This is a genomic window from Amycolatopsis sp. NPDC051106 (assembly GCF_040682775.1).
In the GTDB taxonomy this organism is placed as follows: domain Bacteria; phylum Actinomycetota; class Actinomycetes; order Mycobacteriales; family Pseudonocardiaceae; genus Amycolatopsis.
In genome coordinates, this window is the sequence record NZ_JBFBBQ010000001.1 from 1 (window position 1) to 15764 (window position 15764).

The following is a 15764-nucleotide window of genomic DNA, read 5'->3' on the forward strand; positions in this document are numbered from 1 at the left end:
CCCTACACGACGCTCTTTCCGATCTGGCCCGGCGGCGGCGGGACGCGCCGGGCCGGACGCGGTTCGCGCGGCGGCGCCTCGTCGTGGACGGGCCAGGCGTCGGGCGGGGGTACGTCGTCGCGCACCGGCCGGCCGTCGCGCACGGGAGCGTCGTCGCGGACGGGCCGCTGCTCGCGGATCAAGCCGTCGTCACGGACCGGGCGCCCGTCGCGGGCCGGCGGTGCGTCCTCGCGCGGCGGCCGTCCGTCGCGCACGGGTGGGCCGTCGTCGCGGACCGGACGGCGGGGACGGCCGTCTTCGCGGGCCGGTCGCCGGGGCGGGGCGTCGTCGCGAGCGGGCCGCCGGGGCGGTGCGTCCTCCCGGGCGGGCCGGCGAGGTCCCCCGTCCTCGCGGGGCGGGCGCTGGTCGCGGACAGGCGCGTCGTCCGGCGCCGGCATCTGGCGCGTGTGGCCGTTGCGGGGCGGCTGGCGGCGGCCGCGCTCCGGAGGAGGCGGCTTCGGGGCCGGTGGCTGCTGGGGTGGTGGCTGGCGGCGGACCGGCTGCGACGCGCGCGGCGGTCCGTCACCCCGTTGCGGGGGCGGAGCGCCTTCGCGCCGAGGACGACTCGCACGCTCGGGTGGTAAGCCCGGCTCTCTCTCCAACGCGTGCCCAATCCTCGGTGCTCGGTCCGGTGCCCGCGGCCCGGTGCCGCGTACGTGCGGACCAAGAGTAATCGGGAACCGCCCGGAACACTCGAAGGCCGGAGGATCAGTCCACCAAGTCGCGCCCCGCGCGGGCGTCCTTCAGCCGCCGGTAGATGCGCCGCGAAGCCAGCAGAAGCAGGGCCACACCTGCGGCGACGGTCGCGATGATGGTGATCGCGCCGTACTCCGTCGACGTCAGTTCGAACCGCGCGGATGACCCGAGCGGGGTACCGGTGGGCGTGCTCAACGACACATCGACGCTGAACCGGCCGGCCCGCAGCGCCTCCACGGGGAGGAAGTACTGGCGGCCGCCGCCCGCGGGGAACGACACTTCCTTGCCTTCGTCCGCGCGGAGGCCGGTGTTGTTGTTGAGCGAGAACCTCGCGTTGATCCCGACCGGCAGGTCGTTCACCACGTACACCGGCAGCGGGGAGTTGCCGGACGCCAGCGCGATGATCTGCTGCGGCTGCCGGACGCTCACCCGGTCGCTGATGGCCCCGATCTCGGCCCGCGCGTTCGCGGTGGCCGCGTCGGCGGGCAGGCCCCGCCAGCCGGTGGAGGCACCGCGCAGCTCGGCCAGCCGCACCGACGCGACGACGTCCTCCGGCTTCACCCGCTTGGTGGGGTCCAGCTGCATCGCGGAGGACACCCCGGTGGCCTGGTCGTCGAGCTTCGACAGCGTCGAGACGACGGCCGGGTCGATGGCCGCCCCGGGGTCCTGGCCGCCGTCGCCGACCGCGCCGGAGCCCGCCGGGTCCGCGGACAGCAGCGACGGGAGCGACTCGGCCGTGACCACCCCGGCGTCGAGGAAGTTGCCGGCCTGCTGCAGGTACGCCGTGAGCTCGGCCGCCGGGGCGTCCCAGCGCCGCGGCGGGGCGACGAGCAGGTGCTCCGGGCGCTCCTGACCGGCCGGCAGGCCGAGCCCGGCCCGGAAGGCGAGCGCGCCGAGCCCGTTCTGGCTGGAGATCGCCCGCTCGGTGTTCGCGGCGACGGTGACCGAATCGGGCACGCTCGGCACGCCGGTCATGGCCGCGGAGATGAGCGAGTCGGTCGGCTGGGCCCGGACCGCGCTGCCCTGCACGGTGACGCCGCCGCCCACGCCGGCGGGGGCGAGCTTCGCCGCGTCCGTGAGCACGGTCTTGACGCCGGCCTGGGTCAGCGCGGTGAGCACCGCCTCGTTGAGGGTGCCGTCCGGCCACAGCACGCCGGTCTGCGGCGTGACCCCGGCCACCTGCTGGATCGTGGCGGCGGCCGCGGCCGCCTGGGCGACCAGGATGGGGTCGCCGGGACGGATCCGGGAGACGGTGTTGAGGTCGGCGTCGGCGAAGGGCAGCGCCACCGCGCACCGGCCGGTCAGCAGGGAGCGCAGCGAGGTCAGCCACGTCTTCGCGGTCTGGACGCCCTTGCCGTCGACATTCCCGTTGTCGGTGTGCACCTGGTAGCCGCGGCTCATCGAGTCGACGGTGGCCAGCAGATCCGGGTCGAGCGCGAAGCACATCGACTTCGCGAGGTCCGCGTCGCCGCGCACGGCCGTGGACGCGGCCGTGACCAGCGCGTTCAGCCGGCCGTCGGGGCCGATCTCGTCGGCCAGCCGGTCGTCGCGCAGCACCAGCGGCTGGCCGTACGGCGCCGCGTAGACCGGCGGTACGCCACTGGTCAGCGGCCAGAGCAGGGTCATGCTCGGCGCGCCCGCCGAGGAGTGCCCGGCCGACTTGCCCGGCCCCGCCAGCACCGGCATCAGCATGCTGACCGCGCCCAGCCGGGCGGCCCCGCCGAACTCCGGAGTGCCGTTGACGTTCACCAGCAGCGGGTAGACGCCGGGGCGGCCGAACTGCGCCGCCTTCGAGCCGGTCAGGTTCACCGTGATGTTCAGCGGCGCGCTCTGCCCGGGCTCCAGCACATCCGCGACCGAGGTGAAGTCGGTCAGCGGGGCGTCCTTGATGACGGCGCCCGACAGCACGTCGTTGACCCCCCGCGAGGTCGTCACCCGCTCGCCGGCCTGCAGGCGGACCTGCGGCCGGGCGACCTTCCGGTCGCCGGTGTTGGTCACCGTGCCGGCGACGGTCAGCGTCGTCGTCGAGCCGGTGATCACGCGCGGGTTCAGCTCGGCCAGGTCGACCCGCAGGCGGGCGCCCTGCTCCGCCTGGGCCACCGTGGCTCCGGTGAGGGCGGGGACGGCCAGGAAGAGGACGGAAAGGAAGGCTGCGGCGAACCGCTTCACTCGGGGGCTCCCTCAGGGGCGTGCTCGTCTCGTCCGTGGACGTCCGGGCGCGCGAAAAGTTCCTTGAGCATCTGACTGGCCTTCCGGACGAGCTTGCGCTCGTCGGAGTAGGCGAGCTTGGTCTCGAGCTCGGCCAGCGGGACCCAGGCCACCTCGGTGACCTCGACGTCTTCGTCGGAGAGCTCGCCGCCGAGCGATTCGAGCAGGAAGTGGTGGACGGTCTTGTGGATCCGCCGCTTCTCGGCCACGAACCAGTAGTCGATGGTGCCCAGCGGCTGCAGCACGCGCGCGGAGATGCCGGTTTCCTCCTTGACCTCGCGCACGGCCGTCTGTTCCACCGTCTCACCGTCCTCGATGTGGCCCTTGGGCAGCGACCACAGCAGTCTGCCGTGCCGGTCGAGCCGGCCGATCAGCACCGCCTGTTCACGCTCGGCGTCCACCACGAGGCCCCCGGCCGACGTCTCGTCGACCGTGGTCAGGCGCCTGCCGCGCTGACGCCTGCGCCGCCTCCGCGGCTTCGAGGCGCCGGGGCGGCCGGCTGATCCAGACATGCTGCGATGCTAGAGCAAACGGTTGCCCCGGTAGGCTGGCTCTCCGTGTCCTGTCCGGTGGTGCCTGTAGTAATCGCACCCGAACCCAGTGGGATTTTCGTGAACGACGTGGTCGCCAAGGAGAACGCGGTGGTGGAGCTGATGCGGCTCTCCCCCCTGGCGGACGAGCTGGCCGAGAGGTTCGCCCGGGCCGGGCACCGCCTGTACCTCGTCGGCGGGAGCGTGCGCGACGCGCTGCTCGGCCGGCGCTCCGGCGACCTCGACTTCACCACCGACGCGCGCCCGGACCGGGTGCTGAAGATCGTCAGCGAGTGGGGCGACGCGGTCTGGGACGTCGGGATCGCGTTCGGCACGGTCGGCGTGACGAAGAAGGGCATGCAGCTCGAGATCACGACGTTCCGCGCGGACAGCTACGACCGCGTCGGCCGCAACCCCGAGGTCACCTTCGGCGACAGCATCGAAGGCGACCTGCTCCGCCGCGACTTCACGGTCAACGCGATGGCCGTCGAGCTGGCGACGAAGACGTTCATCGACCCGCACGACGGCCTGAGCGCGCTGCGGGAGAAGGTCCTCGACACGCCGGCGACGCCGCAGGAGTCGTTCGCCGACGATCCCCTGCGGATGCTGCGCGCCGCCCGCTTCGCCGCGCAGCTCGGCTTCACCGCCGCGCCGCGCGTGGTCGACGCGATGGCGTCGATGGCGAACGAGATCGACCGGATCACCGCCGAGCGCGTGCAGGCCGAGCTGTCGAAGCTGCTGCTCGCCGAGGATCCCCGGCCCGGCATCGAGCTGCTGGTCGACACCGGCCTCGCCGACCGCGTGCTCCCCGAGGTGCCCGGGATGCGGCTGGCGATCGACGAGCACCACCAGCACAAGGACGTCTACCAGCACTCGCTGACCGTGCTGGCCCAGGCGATCGACCTGGAGAAGTCGCACGAGCCGACGTCGGAGCCGGACCTGATCCTGCGGCTGGCGGCGCTGCTGCACGACGCCGGCAAGCCGGCGACGCGGGAGTTCCAGCCCGGCGGCGGCGTGAGCTTCCACCACCACGAAGTGGTCGGGGCGCGGATGGCCCGCAAACGTTTGCGGGCACTGAAGTTCTCCAAGGAGATCATCGACGACGTCTCCCAGCTCGTGTTCCTCCACCTGCGGTTCCACGGCTACGGCAAGGGCGAGTGGACGGACTCGGCGGTCCGCCGGTACGTCACCGACGCCGGTCCGCTGCTGACCCGGCTGCACAAGCTCGTCCGCGCCGACTGCACCACGCGCAACCGCCGGAAGGCGGCGGCGCTGCAGGCGACCTACGACGACCTCGAGGCCCGCATCGCCGCGCTCAAGGCCAAGGAGGACCTCGACCGCGTGCGGCCGGACCTCAACGGCGAGGAGATCATGGAGCTGCTGGGCATCAAGCCGGGGCCGGACGTCGGCAAGGCGTGGAAGTTCCTCAAGGAGCTGCGCCTGGACCGCGGGCCGCTGGCGCACGACGACGCCGTGGCCGAGTTGAAAAAGTGGGCCGCCGAGCAGGGAATCGGAAATTCCTGACCAACTCACTGTGAATTCCGTGGAACCCTGGACCTGAGCCTCGCGGATCGGTGATACTCCCTAACCTCGGTTCACCGACGTGACCAGGGGGTTGTCCGCGCGATGTCCACCGAAGCGCCCGACCCGCCGAAGCCGGCGACCGGCGGCAGCTTCTTCGTGGCACTGCTGCGGCAGGGCGCACCCGCGATCGCGACGGCCACCAGCGAGCTCTCGGACGAGATCGCCGACCCGACGCCGATCCACGCGCTGAAGCGGATCTCGAAGATCGCCGGTTCGATCGACCCGAGCCGGCGCGACGGCCTGCTGCTGCGCGCCACGCGGTACGTCGTGCTCATCCCGCTGGCCTTCCGGCTGCTCGCCGTCCCCGGGCAGTTCGGCGTCTACGCCATCCGGAACGGCGCGAGCGGGCTGCTGCCGGTCGGGGTGTTCACCTTGCTCTCGGTCGCGCTGAACGTGATCGGCTTCCGCTGGATGTTCCGCTCGGCGCCGTTCCGCGGCCGGGACGCGGGCAAGCTGCTCGCGGTCGATCTCGTCTTCACCACGCTTTCGCCGCTGGTCCTCGCGCTGACCGTCCCCACCGCGGTCTACTTCGACGCGCTCGCGGTCAGCAGCGTCCACCTCCTGGGCGAGGCCGGGCTGCTGACGCTCGCGCTCGGCGTACCCAGCGGGCTGGTGTTCGGTCTCGCGAGCTTCCCGCTGCGGATGCTCGCGAACTGGCTCCACACGGGTCAGTTCCACGTCGGCGCGGCGTTCTCGACCTTCTCGGCGCTGCTCGCCGAGCTGTTCCTGGCGGCCGCCGCGCTGGTGCTGACCGGGCTCGGCACCCGGCTGGCCCTGGCGTACGGCACCCGCAACGGCCGGCTGGCCGAGCGCGCCCAGCAGCACCGGATGCTGCACGACACCGTGCTGCAGACGCTCGAGGCGATGGCGCTGTCCGGCACGTCGAACGCCGAAGAACGGCTGGTCGAGATCCAGCGGCTCGCGCGGGCGCAGGCGATGGAGATCCGGCAGACGATCGAGTCGGCGGCGTCCGAGCGGGCCGAGGACGGCGCCCGGCCGCTCGGTGAGAAGCTCGCCGCCCTCGCCGCCGAGATGGCGCGCGACGGGCTGCGCGCCCAGCTCGTGGTGGCCGAGCTGGACGACGACACGCTGTCGGAGGTCCGGCAGATCGCCATCCGCGACGCCGTGCGCGAGGCCATGCGGAACACGATGAAGCACTCCGGCACCGACCGGGTCGTGGTGCGCGTCGAGGAGCGCGAAGGCGGGATCGCGGTGATCACCCGCGACCACGGCGCCGGCTTCAGCGCGGCCGATCACCCGGCCGGGTTCGGCATCAGCGAGTCGATCACCGCCCGGCTGGCCGAAGTCGGCGGAACCTCCCTGGTCGAGTCGGGACTCGCCGGAGGCGGCACACGGGTGACGTTGTGGGTCCCGTTCTGATATCTCCTGAGGATGACCTCGATCGAGCTGCTCGCCGACGCCCTCGCCGCCCACCGCGCCGGTGACCGCGACCAGGCCGCCGACCTCGCCGCCCGGGCCGGCCGCGCCGGGTCCTCGCTGGCCGGCGAACTGCACACCTACCTCGCCGGGGACGGCTCGGCCTCCGTGTACGACCAGCCGAGCGCCTTCACGGCGTTCATCCGCGGCGGCGGCAACGTCGGGCTGTACCGGGCGCTGAGCACCGCGCTCGCCGCCCGCTACGACGAAGCGAAGCCGGAATCCCTGCTCGACCTGGGGTGCGGCGACGGCTTGGCCGTCGTGCCCGCGCTGGAGCAGGCCACACACGTGCCCAGCCGGATCGATCTGGTCGAACCGTCGGCCGCGCTGCTCGAGGGCGTCCACGAGCGGGTGCCGTCGGCCCAGTGCTGGCAGTCGACCGCCCAGGAGTTCCTGGCTCGTGACGACCTCGGCTGGGACTTCGTCCAGTCGACGTTCGCGCTGCAGTCGATCGAGCCGGACCAGCGCGCGGAGGTGCTTCGCACGCTCCAGTTGCGTACCGGGAAGCTGGTGCTCGCCGAGTTCGACGTCCCGGAGTACGTCGAAGGATCGCCGGAGCACCTTCGCTCGCTCGTCGAGCGCTACGAACAGGGAGTCGCCGAGTACGGCGAAGACGCTTCGCTCGTCGCGCAGGGCTTCCTGCTGCCGGTCCTGCTCGGGATCGTCGACGGGCACGAGCGGACGAACTGGGAGCACCCGGCCGCGGACTGGGTCGCGCAGCTGGAGACGGCGGGCTTCACCGACGTCGGCGTCGAACCGCTCGCCGACTACTGGTGGTCGCCCGCCGTCCTGATCACTGCCTGCTGAGCGAGCCCGTCTCGAGGTGCTGGGCGAGCGGCCGCGGGAGCAGGTAGGCGACCGCACCGCCCGGCATCCCGCTCCACGGCGCCGTCACGCCGGTCAGCACCCGCACCGAGCGCTGCACCCGGTAGAGCCGCCTGTCGCGTTCGCGTTCGAACGCCAGCGACGTCTCGACGAAGCGCGTGCCCTCCGCATGCACCAGGTTGCCGGTCTCGGGGCCGAACCGGACGACCGTCGTGCCCGGCGCGAGCACGATCAGGCGCTTGCCCCGGTAGAAGTTCAACGGCGGTTCGCCGCGCATCGGCAGGATCGGCCAGTCGGCGGGCAGGTCGGACTCCTCCGCGGGCCGCGGCGGCTGCATCAGCAGCACACCGAGGAGGAACCGGGCCGCGTCACCGAGCGAGCCGAACGCCACCGGCTCGTCGGACGGCGGCCGCGAGACCTCCCAGCCGTTCTCGGCCCGCCGCAGCGTCCAGACGCCCTCGGCCGGGATCTCCTTGGCGCCGATCCGGTAGGCCGCGGCCGGCACGCCGTGCTCGGCGAGCCGCTGCTGGAGCAGCTCCAGCGTCTCCGCGCCTCGCAGGTCACGCACCTCTTCACCGCGGGCGACGCGCACGAGCGCACGCTCGTCCGGCAGGTCCGCGGCCGTCTGCGGCGGCCGCGGCCGGCCGAGGACCTCGGCCTCCGCCGTCGCGCGGACGAGGTCGCCGACGAACGGCGGGCGGAACCCGGCCGCCCGGATGTGCTCGACCAGCTCCGGCTCCGGCGGCACCCCGTACTTGCGCAGGTAGTGCGGCACGGCGGCGGGCCAGATCCAGGTGCCGTCGGTGTGGAACGCGTTCGGCACGTCCGGCTTCGCGCCCGGCACGCCGAAGATGTCCGGCAGCGGCGTCGGCCGGTGCAGCGCGACCGGCGCCCGGAACAGGTAGTCGAGCACGCCGCGGACCTGGTCCGGCGGCACCGGCGGCCGGTTGACCACCGGGCGTTCGCCTTCAGCGTGCGAGTCGGCGGCCCGGGCGAGCCGGAACGTGATGTCCAGAGGCAGGCCGGCCTTCGCGGTCAGCCACCCCGGCACGTGCTTCGGCGACCGCGGGAAGTTCGCCAGCTCCAGCTCGTAGGCGGCGGTCGACGGGCGGCCGCCCTCGTTGGGCGGCACCCGCCAGTCCGGCTCGCGGTCGGCGTCGAAGTCGAAGTCGAACTGCGATTCCGCGTCGAGCGTGAACGTGCCCTGGAACCAGGTGCCCACCTCGGGCTGGAACATCGCGGCCCGCAGCCGCGCGAAGAGCCCGCCGAGCCGCGGCACCGCGGGCAGCGAGACCGACACGGGGCCGTCCTCGTCGCCGACCGCGCGGACCTCGATCTCGGAGTAGTCGCCGACCTGCCGGAACTGCGCGCCGACGCGGGCCCAGCCGCCGGGCACCGTGTGCAGCAGCGTCCGGCCGATGGCGCGCAGCAGCGCGTTCTGGTCGCCGGTGCCCGGCTGCGGGCGCGCCTCCGGCGTCTCGGTGAAGTCCAGCCGCGTCTGCCACAGCGCCGTCACCTGCTTCGCCGGCACTGTGACCGAGAAGTCGGTCAGGCCCAGCTGCGCCGCGCGGGCGGCGTCGTCGCGGACCCAGCGCAGCGTCAGCTCCGGTCGCGCGCCCGGCGCGACCTCGAAGACTTCGCCGTCGTACTCGCCGAAGGTGCGCAGCGTGAACGTCGCCGGCACCTCACTCGCCGGCACGACCCGCGCCGGCCGGCCCTCGAACTCCTTGTCGAAGCCCTCCGGCGCCTCGTCTTCCGGCAGCACGGACAGCAGCACCGTGCCGTCCGTGGTCGACCGTTGCGCGCGGAACGTCCCCTCGCCCCACGCCGCGTACAGGCCGTCCGGGCGTTCGGCCACCTCAACCCGGTAACGCACGTTTGTCCTCCCCTGACCCCAGTGACATCGGAAACTTAGTCGACCGGGTACCGAGCGAACCACCCGTCGTCACCCGGCGCACCCGGGCCGAACTCGGTGAGCGCGTCGTCCACCAGGCCGACGATGACATCGCGGAGCTCCAGCCGCTCCAGCCAGCTCGGCCGCAGGGCCTCTTCGCCGTACATCGCGCCGACGAGATTGCCGCAGACCGAACCGGTCGAGTCGCTGTCCCCGCTGTGGTTGACCGCCGCGAGCAACGCCGTGTCGGCGTCGGTGGTGGTCAGCGCGACGTACACGGACATCGACAACGCGGTCTCGCCGACGTTGCCCTGCCCGAGCGATTCCAGCTTCTCCGGCGTCGGTGGCCCCTGTTCCGCCAGCGCCAGAGCCGCGTCGAGCGCCGCGCTCTGCTCTTCGTGACCCGAGTGCTTCACGAGTTCGTCCCGCGCGGCCGCGAGGGCCTCGAGCAGTGGTTTCCCGTGCAGCAAGCCGTGGACGAGCACCGCGAAGCAGCCCGAGGACAAATACCCGCTCGGGTGACCGTGAGTCAGCGCCGCGCTCTCGGCGCCCAGCCGGAACACCTCGGCGAGGTCGTCGGACCACAGCGCGATCGGCGCCACGCGCATCACGCCGCCGCAGCCCTTCGAGTTGTTCACCGGGCGTTCGATGGTGCCCCGGACGCCCGAGCGGCCGTACGCCTCCAGCTCGCCGAAGCAGGTCAGGCCCGGTGCGCGGCGGCTGAACAGCTCCTGGTGCGTGATCAGCCAGCCGTCCGGCGCCTCGACGTCGGACTGCGGGCCACGCGCGCGGTCCCAGGTGACGCCCTGGGTGTGCAGCCAGCGCTGGTAGGCCATCTGCAGGGAGTGCACGACGTCCGCCGAGCCGGTCCGCCGCCGCTGGGCGTGCGCGCGGATCAGCGCTTCGAGCGTGAAGAGCGTCATCTGCGTGTCGTCGGTGATCCGGCCGACGCCGCCGTACGCGGGGATGAAGTCGGTGATGCCGGCCGGCCCGGCGATCTCGCGGATCCGGTCGATCGAGTCGAACTCGGTCTTCGCGCCCAGCGCGTCGCCGATCGCCCCGGCCAGCAGGCTCCCCCGGAGTCGTGAGCGCAAGTCCGGTCCCTTCGGTTTCGGGGTGAAGCGGCCGCTCGGGTAGCGGCGCTCCCAGCGTGGGTGTTCCGCGGTCTCCGTCTGGAGGCCGTTGCGGTTGAAGTACCAGAAGACGTCGCCGGCGACGTCGTCGAGCAGGCCGAGCTCGGGCAGCGCCGCGACCCACGCGGCGGGCAGGCCGGGCACGCCGACCCTTGCGCCCACGAGCGCGCCCGTGATGGCACCCGCGACCGGGCCGGACCGCGCGGCGAGCGTGATCGCCGCTTCCGGGTCGTGGCCGTGCTTGGCCGCGGCGAACAGCGCCCGGCCGAGCACCGACCGGACGCTCCGGCCGTCGCCGATGCTCTCCAGTTGCATGACGTCGTCGGCGTCGCGGTCTTCGCGCAACGCCAGCGTCGAAGTCGCCAGGTCGCCGCCGATTTCCCGCAGGCGCAGGTGGACGGGCAGCGCGAACGTGTCGCGGGTGAGCAACGCCTGGAAGAGCGCGATCAGCAGTTCGGCGCCTTCGGTGACTTCCGCGCCGACGTCGCCGGTCAACGCGCGCGCGACGTCCTTCGCGTACTGCTCGCCGTCGACACCGTCGACACCGTCGATGGCGACCGCGCCCGCCGGCGTCGCGGCCAGCGCCGTGGCCAGCAACGTCGAGAGATCGTCGGGTGCGGGACCCGCGCGCCGAGTCGCGACCGCCAGCCAGCCGACCGGGTCCGGATCGGGCAGCGTGGCCGGCACCTCGCCGGTGGGCACCGGCGGCAGGCCGCGCAGCACGCTGTCGGTGTGGAACAGCAGGTGGCGCGTCAGGCCACCCAGCGACAAGGGGCTGGTGGCGCCGCCGCCCAGCGCATCTCCGATCGCGAAGCCGACGTACGCGCCGACGATCCGGTGCCACGCGAAGCGCGCGGCCGGCGTGCCGAAGGCGGAGAACTTCCCGAACGTCCACGGCACCGGCCGCGGGCGCGCGTCCTCGTCGACGTGCGCGATCAAGCCGTTCGCGGGCAGGTCGGCGGGCCATTCCGGGTCCTGGCCCGCCCGCCGCCGCACGCCGTTGCGGTACTGCCAGGCGAACCCGCGCAGGTACCGGACGCAGTCCTCGGGGGCCAGCTCGAAGTGGTGGTCGCGGGCGTGGTCGACGGCGTACCGCAGGTGCCGTTCCAGCAGGTCGGACGGCTCGACGCCGAACTCCGCGACCAGCGCGGGCAGCGCCTCGACGACCTCGGGCCCGGCTTCGGGCGCGGGCTCGTCGAACTGCGGCCGCGGCTCGCCGGGACCGGCGCCGGCCAGCTCGGCGGCGATCAGGCTCCGGACGAGCCCGGTGCCGGGGTCGAGGGTCAGCCCGGTCGGCGGCCGGCCGGCCAGCAGGTCGCGGACGACGACCCGCCGGCGCCGCGGATACCGCCCGGGCACCTTCGCCGACGAGCTGTAGGCGATGACTTCCTGCCCGTTGCCGGGCACCTGACGCACGAGCGGTTCGCCGTCCGGCGTCGGCACGAGGACCTCGCAGTCGAGCAGCGCCGTCACGAACTCGGCGCGGCTGATCCAGTTCGCGCCGAGGTAGTTCAAGAGTTTCCCGGCGTCGGTCGTCGCCGGCGGAAAGCCGAGCCAGACCGGGCCCGGACGGTACTGCTCATTGGCGCGGCGCGGGCCCGTCGGCTCCCCGAACAGCGTGTACTGCCCCCAGCCGCGGATGGCGCGCACCGGGATGCCGAGATCGGGAAACGCCTTTTCGTCGAACTCCGGATCGACGTCGGGCCGCCATTCGACGAAGCCGTCGTCGATGGCTTCCGCTTCTGTCATTCTCCCCATCCTCGCGTCAATGCCGCGGGTACCGCTCGATCCACTCGTCGCCGAGCGCGCTCAGCGCCGAGTGCCGGTCGAAGTGCCAGTAGGCGTCCGAAGCGACGTTCTCGACGAGGTAGCGCAGCTCCAGCTGGTCGACCCACTTCTGCGGCAGGCCGGGGATGCCGGTGCGCGCGCCGAGCAGGGCGCCGGCGATCGCGCCGGTGAGGGCGCTGCGGCCGGAGTGGTTGATGGCCCGCAGCAGCGCCTGCTCCGGGTAGTTCTCGAAGCCGGACAACGCGGCGAAGGCGCGTCCGAGGACCGAGAGCGTCGTCTTGCCGTCGCCGATCAGCTCGGGCATCCGCAGGTCGGGCAGCCCGTGCTCACCGAAGAACGGCACCGACTCGGCGACCATGTCCTTGATCGCCGTCCACTCCGCACCCTGCTGGTACTGGTTGTCCGGGTTGAGCACCTCGCGGCTGAGGTTCCAGATCGGGAAGCTGAACGCGTCCTTGGTCAGCGCGTGCTCGAACAGCCAGGTCAGGTAGGTCGCGGCGGCCAGGTCGGGCTCGGTCGGGTGCGTGACGCCGGCCAGGTCGCGCACCGCCTGGCGCGCACCGCCGCTCAACCCGCTGCCGGGCCCGGCCATGGTCAGCGCGGCGGGCAGCGCCGGGATCAGCGCGGCCGGGCCGGTCATGGGCGGCGCGCCCCCCGCCTCGGTCGCGAGCTGGTGGTAGGAGTTCAGCTCGACGTCGTCGGCGTCGCGGCGGGCGTGCAGGTCGGCGACCTGGACGAGCCAGCCGTCCGCGTTCTCCATCGGCGCGCCCTGCGTGCGCAGCCAGCGCTGCAGCGCGCCGCGGACGACCCCGGGGAAGAGCTGCTCGGCGTCGCGGGACTCCGGCTGCTCGCGGTGCGGGCTGCGGATCGCGGCCTCGGTGTAGAAGAGCAGCCGCTGTGTCAGCGAGCCGATCCGGCCCGGCTGGTCGAACGCCGGCACCAGGTCGGTGACGCCCTCGATGCCGAACTTCGCGTGGATGTCGTGGAGCATCATCCGGTCGACGGCCGCGCCGAGGGCCTCGCCGAGCGCGAAGCCGACGTACGCGCCCGTGACGCGCTGCCAGCCGTAGCGGAAGCCGTCGAGGTCGCGCTCGAAGTACTTGCCGAACGTGTCCAGCCGCGGCGTCGCGCGGCCGGCGTTGTCGTACGTCGGCGCCAGGCCGTTCGCGCGCAGGTCGTTGGGCTTGCTGCGCGGCGGCTCGGGCATCTGCAGCCGCTTCAGCCACGACTCGCCGAGCACGGTCTTCGCGCACTCCTCGGCGGTCAGCTCGTACCCGCGCCGCCGGGCCTTCTCGGCCGCGGCCAGCGGCGGCTTGACCGGGTCCGGCAGGCCCATCCGCGCCGCCGTGTCGGCGGCGACGCGGATCAGGTCCTCCTCGGCCTCCGGGCAGCGGCCGTGCACGTCGATACGCGGCTCGTGGCGCGGGAAGCGCTGGACGATCCCGGCGAGCTCGCCGCTGGAGACGTCCTCGATGGTCGTCGGGCCGCCGTTGATCACCAGGTTCGGCGGGTGCTCGAACTCGGCCAGCGTCGCGACGTCGACCTTCCACCAGCCGTGCTCGCGCGAGGGCAGGTTCCGCGTCGAGCTGAACACCTTGAGCTCGTTGCGCTCCTCGGCGAAGTAGAACCGGTCGGTCTTGCCGGTCTCCAGGTCGAGCGGGATGAACACCTCGCACCGGATCAGGCCGATGAGCAGCAGCTCCCGCGTCAGCCAGCCGACGCTGGCGAACGACAGCAGCGTCTCGAGGGTGTTCTCCGGCTTCGGGTAACCGCGGCGGATCGGGCCCGCCTTGTACTCGGGGTTCTCGCGCTCTTCGCCGGTCTGGTTGCCGTCGGCGTCGACCTTCACCCAGCCCGCGACGGCCTGCAGCGGCACGCCCAGCTCACCGAGCCCGGCCTTCACGTACTCGGGGTCGACGACCTCGCGCCAGTTCTCCTGGCCGGGGAACGCCACCGGCACCGACAGCCCGCCGGGGTGCGGGTGCGCCTGCCGCAGCTCGCCGTCCGGTTCGCGGACCACGACCGACGGCGGCGGGAAGATCTCCTTCTCCGGCCGTCCCTCGTCGAGGAACGCGATGGTGTTGTAGGGCACCGACCAGCCCTCGGGGATGCGCAGCACCTTCCCGGTGTCCACCCGGAGCCCGGCGGGACCGGAGACGTCCGGCCCGTGCACCGCGCGCAGCCACTGGCCGACCTTGGCAATCGCTTCCGCCGCTTCCACCTACTCGATCCTCTCCAGGCTTCCGTCGGACTCGTGCTCGGCGATCGTCTTCGGCAGCACGAAGGCCACCGCGCCACCCGGCAGGTTCGCCCACAGAACCGTGATGCCGGTGATCACGTGCAGAGGGCGTCTCAGCCGGTAGCTCCGCCGTTGCCGCTCACGTTCCAGCGGCAGCGACGTCGTGGCGAACCGTACCTCGCCGTGGTGAACGAGATTGCCGGGTTCCTCGCCGAAGCGCAGGACGACCGTACCCGCCACCAGCCGGGTGATGCGCTTGTTGCGGAGCAGGGTGAGGGGAGGCTCACCCGGAGCCGGGTGGACCGGCCAGTCGTCGAGCTCCTTGGCGGTTTCCAAGGGCGTTTCGTGCCCGGCGGTCATCCGGGCGGGGTGCAGCAGCAACGCCCCGAGCAGCTGCTGGGCGGCGTCCTCGAGCCGTTCGAAGTACTTCGGCTCGCGGGGTTCCCCACCGGCGTAAGCCGCGACTTCCCAGCCTTCGGGAGTGAAGTTGAGGCACCACGTGCCGTCCGCCCGGCCGCCGACGCGGTACGCCTCCGGCCAGACGCCGTGCTCGCCGAGGCGCTGGACCAGCACGATCAGCAGCTCCTCGTCGCCGAGCCGGGGGTCGGGCGTGGTCTCCAGCTCCGCGGCGACGTCACCGCTCGTCTTCTTGACGTCCGCGCGGCTCGGCTTCGGCCGCGGCTCGCCCAGCAGGTCGGCCTCGGCGGTCCGGCGCACCAGCGGCTCGACGTACGGCGGCTGGTAGTGGTGGCGGCGGATGTGCGCGACCAGGTCCGGTTCGGGCGGGATGCCCTGCTCCGCCAGCCGGTCGGCCACCGACGACGGCCAGATCCAGGCGCCGTCGGTGTGGAAGCGCTCGTCACCGTCTTCGTGGACGACGGCTTCGCGCTCGAGGTACTGCAGCACGAGCGGCACCTCGGTGTCGGTCAGCGGCGGCCGCTCGACGTCCGGGCCGCCGGCGTCGGCGTGCCGGAACACCACCCCGAGCGGCAGCTGGGCGCGCAGCCGCCACCAGTCGGGGATGTGCTCGTCGGCGCGCGGGAACGCGGCGAGCTCCTCCGGGTAGGCGGCCGACGGCGGCGCGTCCGTCCACACCGGATCGTCGTCGAGCGCGAAGTCGAAGTCGAAGGTGCCGTCCGGGGTGAGCGTGAACCGCGCCTGCAGCCAGGTGCCGCGGTCCTCGGTGTACATCCCCTTGCGGAGTTCGGCGAACAGATCGGCGACGGCGTCGGACGTCGTCGCGTTGTGGCCCTGGACCTCCGAGTGCGTCCCGACCTGCCGGAAGTCGACGGCGGCCGGCCCGGCGGGGTCGATCCGGAGCTCGCGGACGAGCTTTCCCAGCTGCACCAACAGGGTGCGCTGGTCTTCGGGCGAAAGTCGATGTTCCACGT

At 72.9% G+C, this 15764-nt stretch carries 9 protein-coding genes and 1 pseudogene; 4 read left to right on the forward strand and 6 right to left on the reverse strand.

Translation table 11 applies throughout. The features are described from left to right. A pseudogene (locus AB0M83_RS00005) lies at positions 1 to 623 on the forward strand (hypothetical protein); the annotation flags it as partial. Positions 624 to 747: 124 nt separating this feature from the next. On the opposite strand, the gene AB0M83_RS00010 reads toward AB0M83_RS00005, so the two are convergent. Beyond that, positions 748 to 2904, reverse strand: a complete 2157-nt coding sequence (locus AB0M83_RS00010) for a DUF6049 family protein (RefSeq protein WP_364510000.1) — start codon at positions 2902 to 2904, stop codon at positions 748 to 750. Continuing rightward, positions 2901 to 3455, reverse strand: coding sequence for an NUDIX hydrolase (locus tag AB0M83_RS00015; RefSeq protein ID WP_364510002.1), 555 nt, complete (start codon positions 3453 to 3455; stop codon positions 2901 to 2903). The genes AB0M83_RS00010 and AB0M83_RS00015 overlap by 4 nt, the downstream gene beginning before the upstream one ends. Positions 3456 to 3554: 99 nt before the next feature. Between AB0M83_RS00015 and AB0M83_RS00020 the strand changes: the two genes are divergently transcribed. The 3 genes from AB0M83_RS00020 (at position 3555) to AB0M83_RS00030 (ending at position 7301) form a co-directional block, all read left to right on the forward strand. Beyond that, positions 3555 to 4997, forward strand: a complete 1443-nt coding sequence (locus tag AB0M83_RS00020; protein ID WP_364510005.1) for a CCA tRNA nucleotidyltransferase — start codon at positions 3555 to 3557, stop codon at positions 4995 to 4997. Positions 4998 to 5099: 102 nt separating this feature from the next. Continuing rightward, positions 5100 to 6437: an ATP-binding protein gene (locus tag AB0M83_RS00025; protein WP_364510008.1), complete on the forward strand. Its 1338-nt coding sequence runs from the start codon at positions 5100 to 5102 to the stop codon at positions 6435 to 6437. Positions 6438 to 6449: 12 nt separating this feature from the next. After that, positions 6450 to 7301, forward strand: a complete 852-nt coding sequence (locus AB0M83_RS00030) for a class I SAM-dependent methyltransferase (RefSeq protein ID WP_364510011.1) — start codon at positions 6450 to 6452, stop codon at positions 7299 to 7301. Here AB0M83_RS00030 and AB0M83_RS00035 read toward each other — a convergent pair. The 4 genes from AB0M83_RS00035 to AB0M83_RS00050 are packed head-to-tail and all read right to left on the reverse strand — an operon-like array spanning position 7288 to position 15762. Continuing rightward, positions 7288 to 9195, reverse strand: a complete 1908-nt coding sequence (locus AB0M83_RS00035; RefSeq protein ID WP_364510013.1) for a TNT domain-containing protein — start codon at positions 9193 to 9195, stop codon at positions 7288 to 7290. The genes AB0M83_RS00030 and AB0M83_RS00035 overlap by 14 nt on opposite strands. Before the next feature lie 35 nt (positions 9196 to 9230). Beyond that, on the reverse strand, positions 9231 to 12095 hold the full coding sequence (locus AB0M83_RS00040) for an ADP-ribosylglycohydrolase family protein (protein WP_364510016.1): 2865 nt from the start codon (positions 12093 to 12095) through the stop codon (positions 9231 to 9233). Between the two features lie 16 nt (positions 12096 to 12111). Beyond that, the gene (locus AB0M83_RS00045) at positions 12112 to 14355 is read right to left on the reverse strand and encodes an ADP-ribosylglycohydrolase family protein (protein WP_364510018.1); all 2244 of its coding nucleotides are present in this window, start codon (positions 14353 to 14355) and stop codon (positions 12112 to 12114) included. Next, the gene (locus AB0M83_RS00050) at positions 14356 to 15762 is read right to left on the reverse strand and encodes a TNT domain-containing protein (RefSeq protein ID WP_364510021.1); all 1407 of its coding nucleotides are present in this window, start codon (positions 15760 to 15762) and stop codon (positions 14356 to 14358) included. Between the last annotated feature and the right edge of the window lie 2 nt (positions 15763 to 15764).

What these genes read in the sequence shown, in the direction of transcription:
- AB0M83_RS00015 (WP_364510002.1), bottom strand. Translation starts at nt 3,455, where the DNA reads ATGTCTGGATCAGCCGGCCGCCCCGGCGCCTCGAAGCCGCGGAGGCGG.
- AB0M83_RS00025 (WP_364510008.1), top strand. Translation starts at nt 5,100, where the DNA reads ATGTCCACCGAAGCGCCCGACCCGCCGAAGCCGGCGACCGGCGGCAGC.
- AB0M83_RS00030 (WP_364510011.1), top strand. Translation starts at nt 6,450, where the DNA reads ATGACCTCGATCGAGCTGCTCGCCGACGCCCTCGCCGCCCACCGCGCC.
- AB0M83_RS00040 (WP_364510016.1), bottom strand. Translation starts at nt 12,095, where the DNA reads ATGACAGAAGCGGAAGCCATCGACGACGGCTTCGTCGAATGGCGGCCC.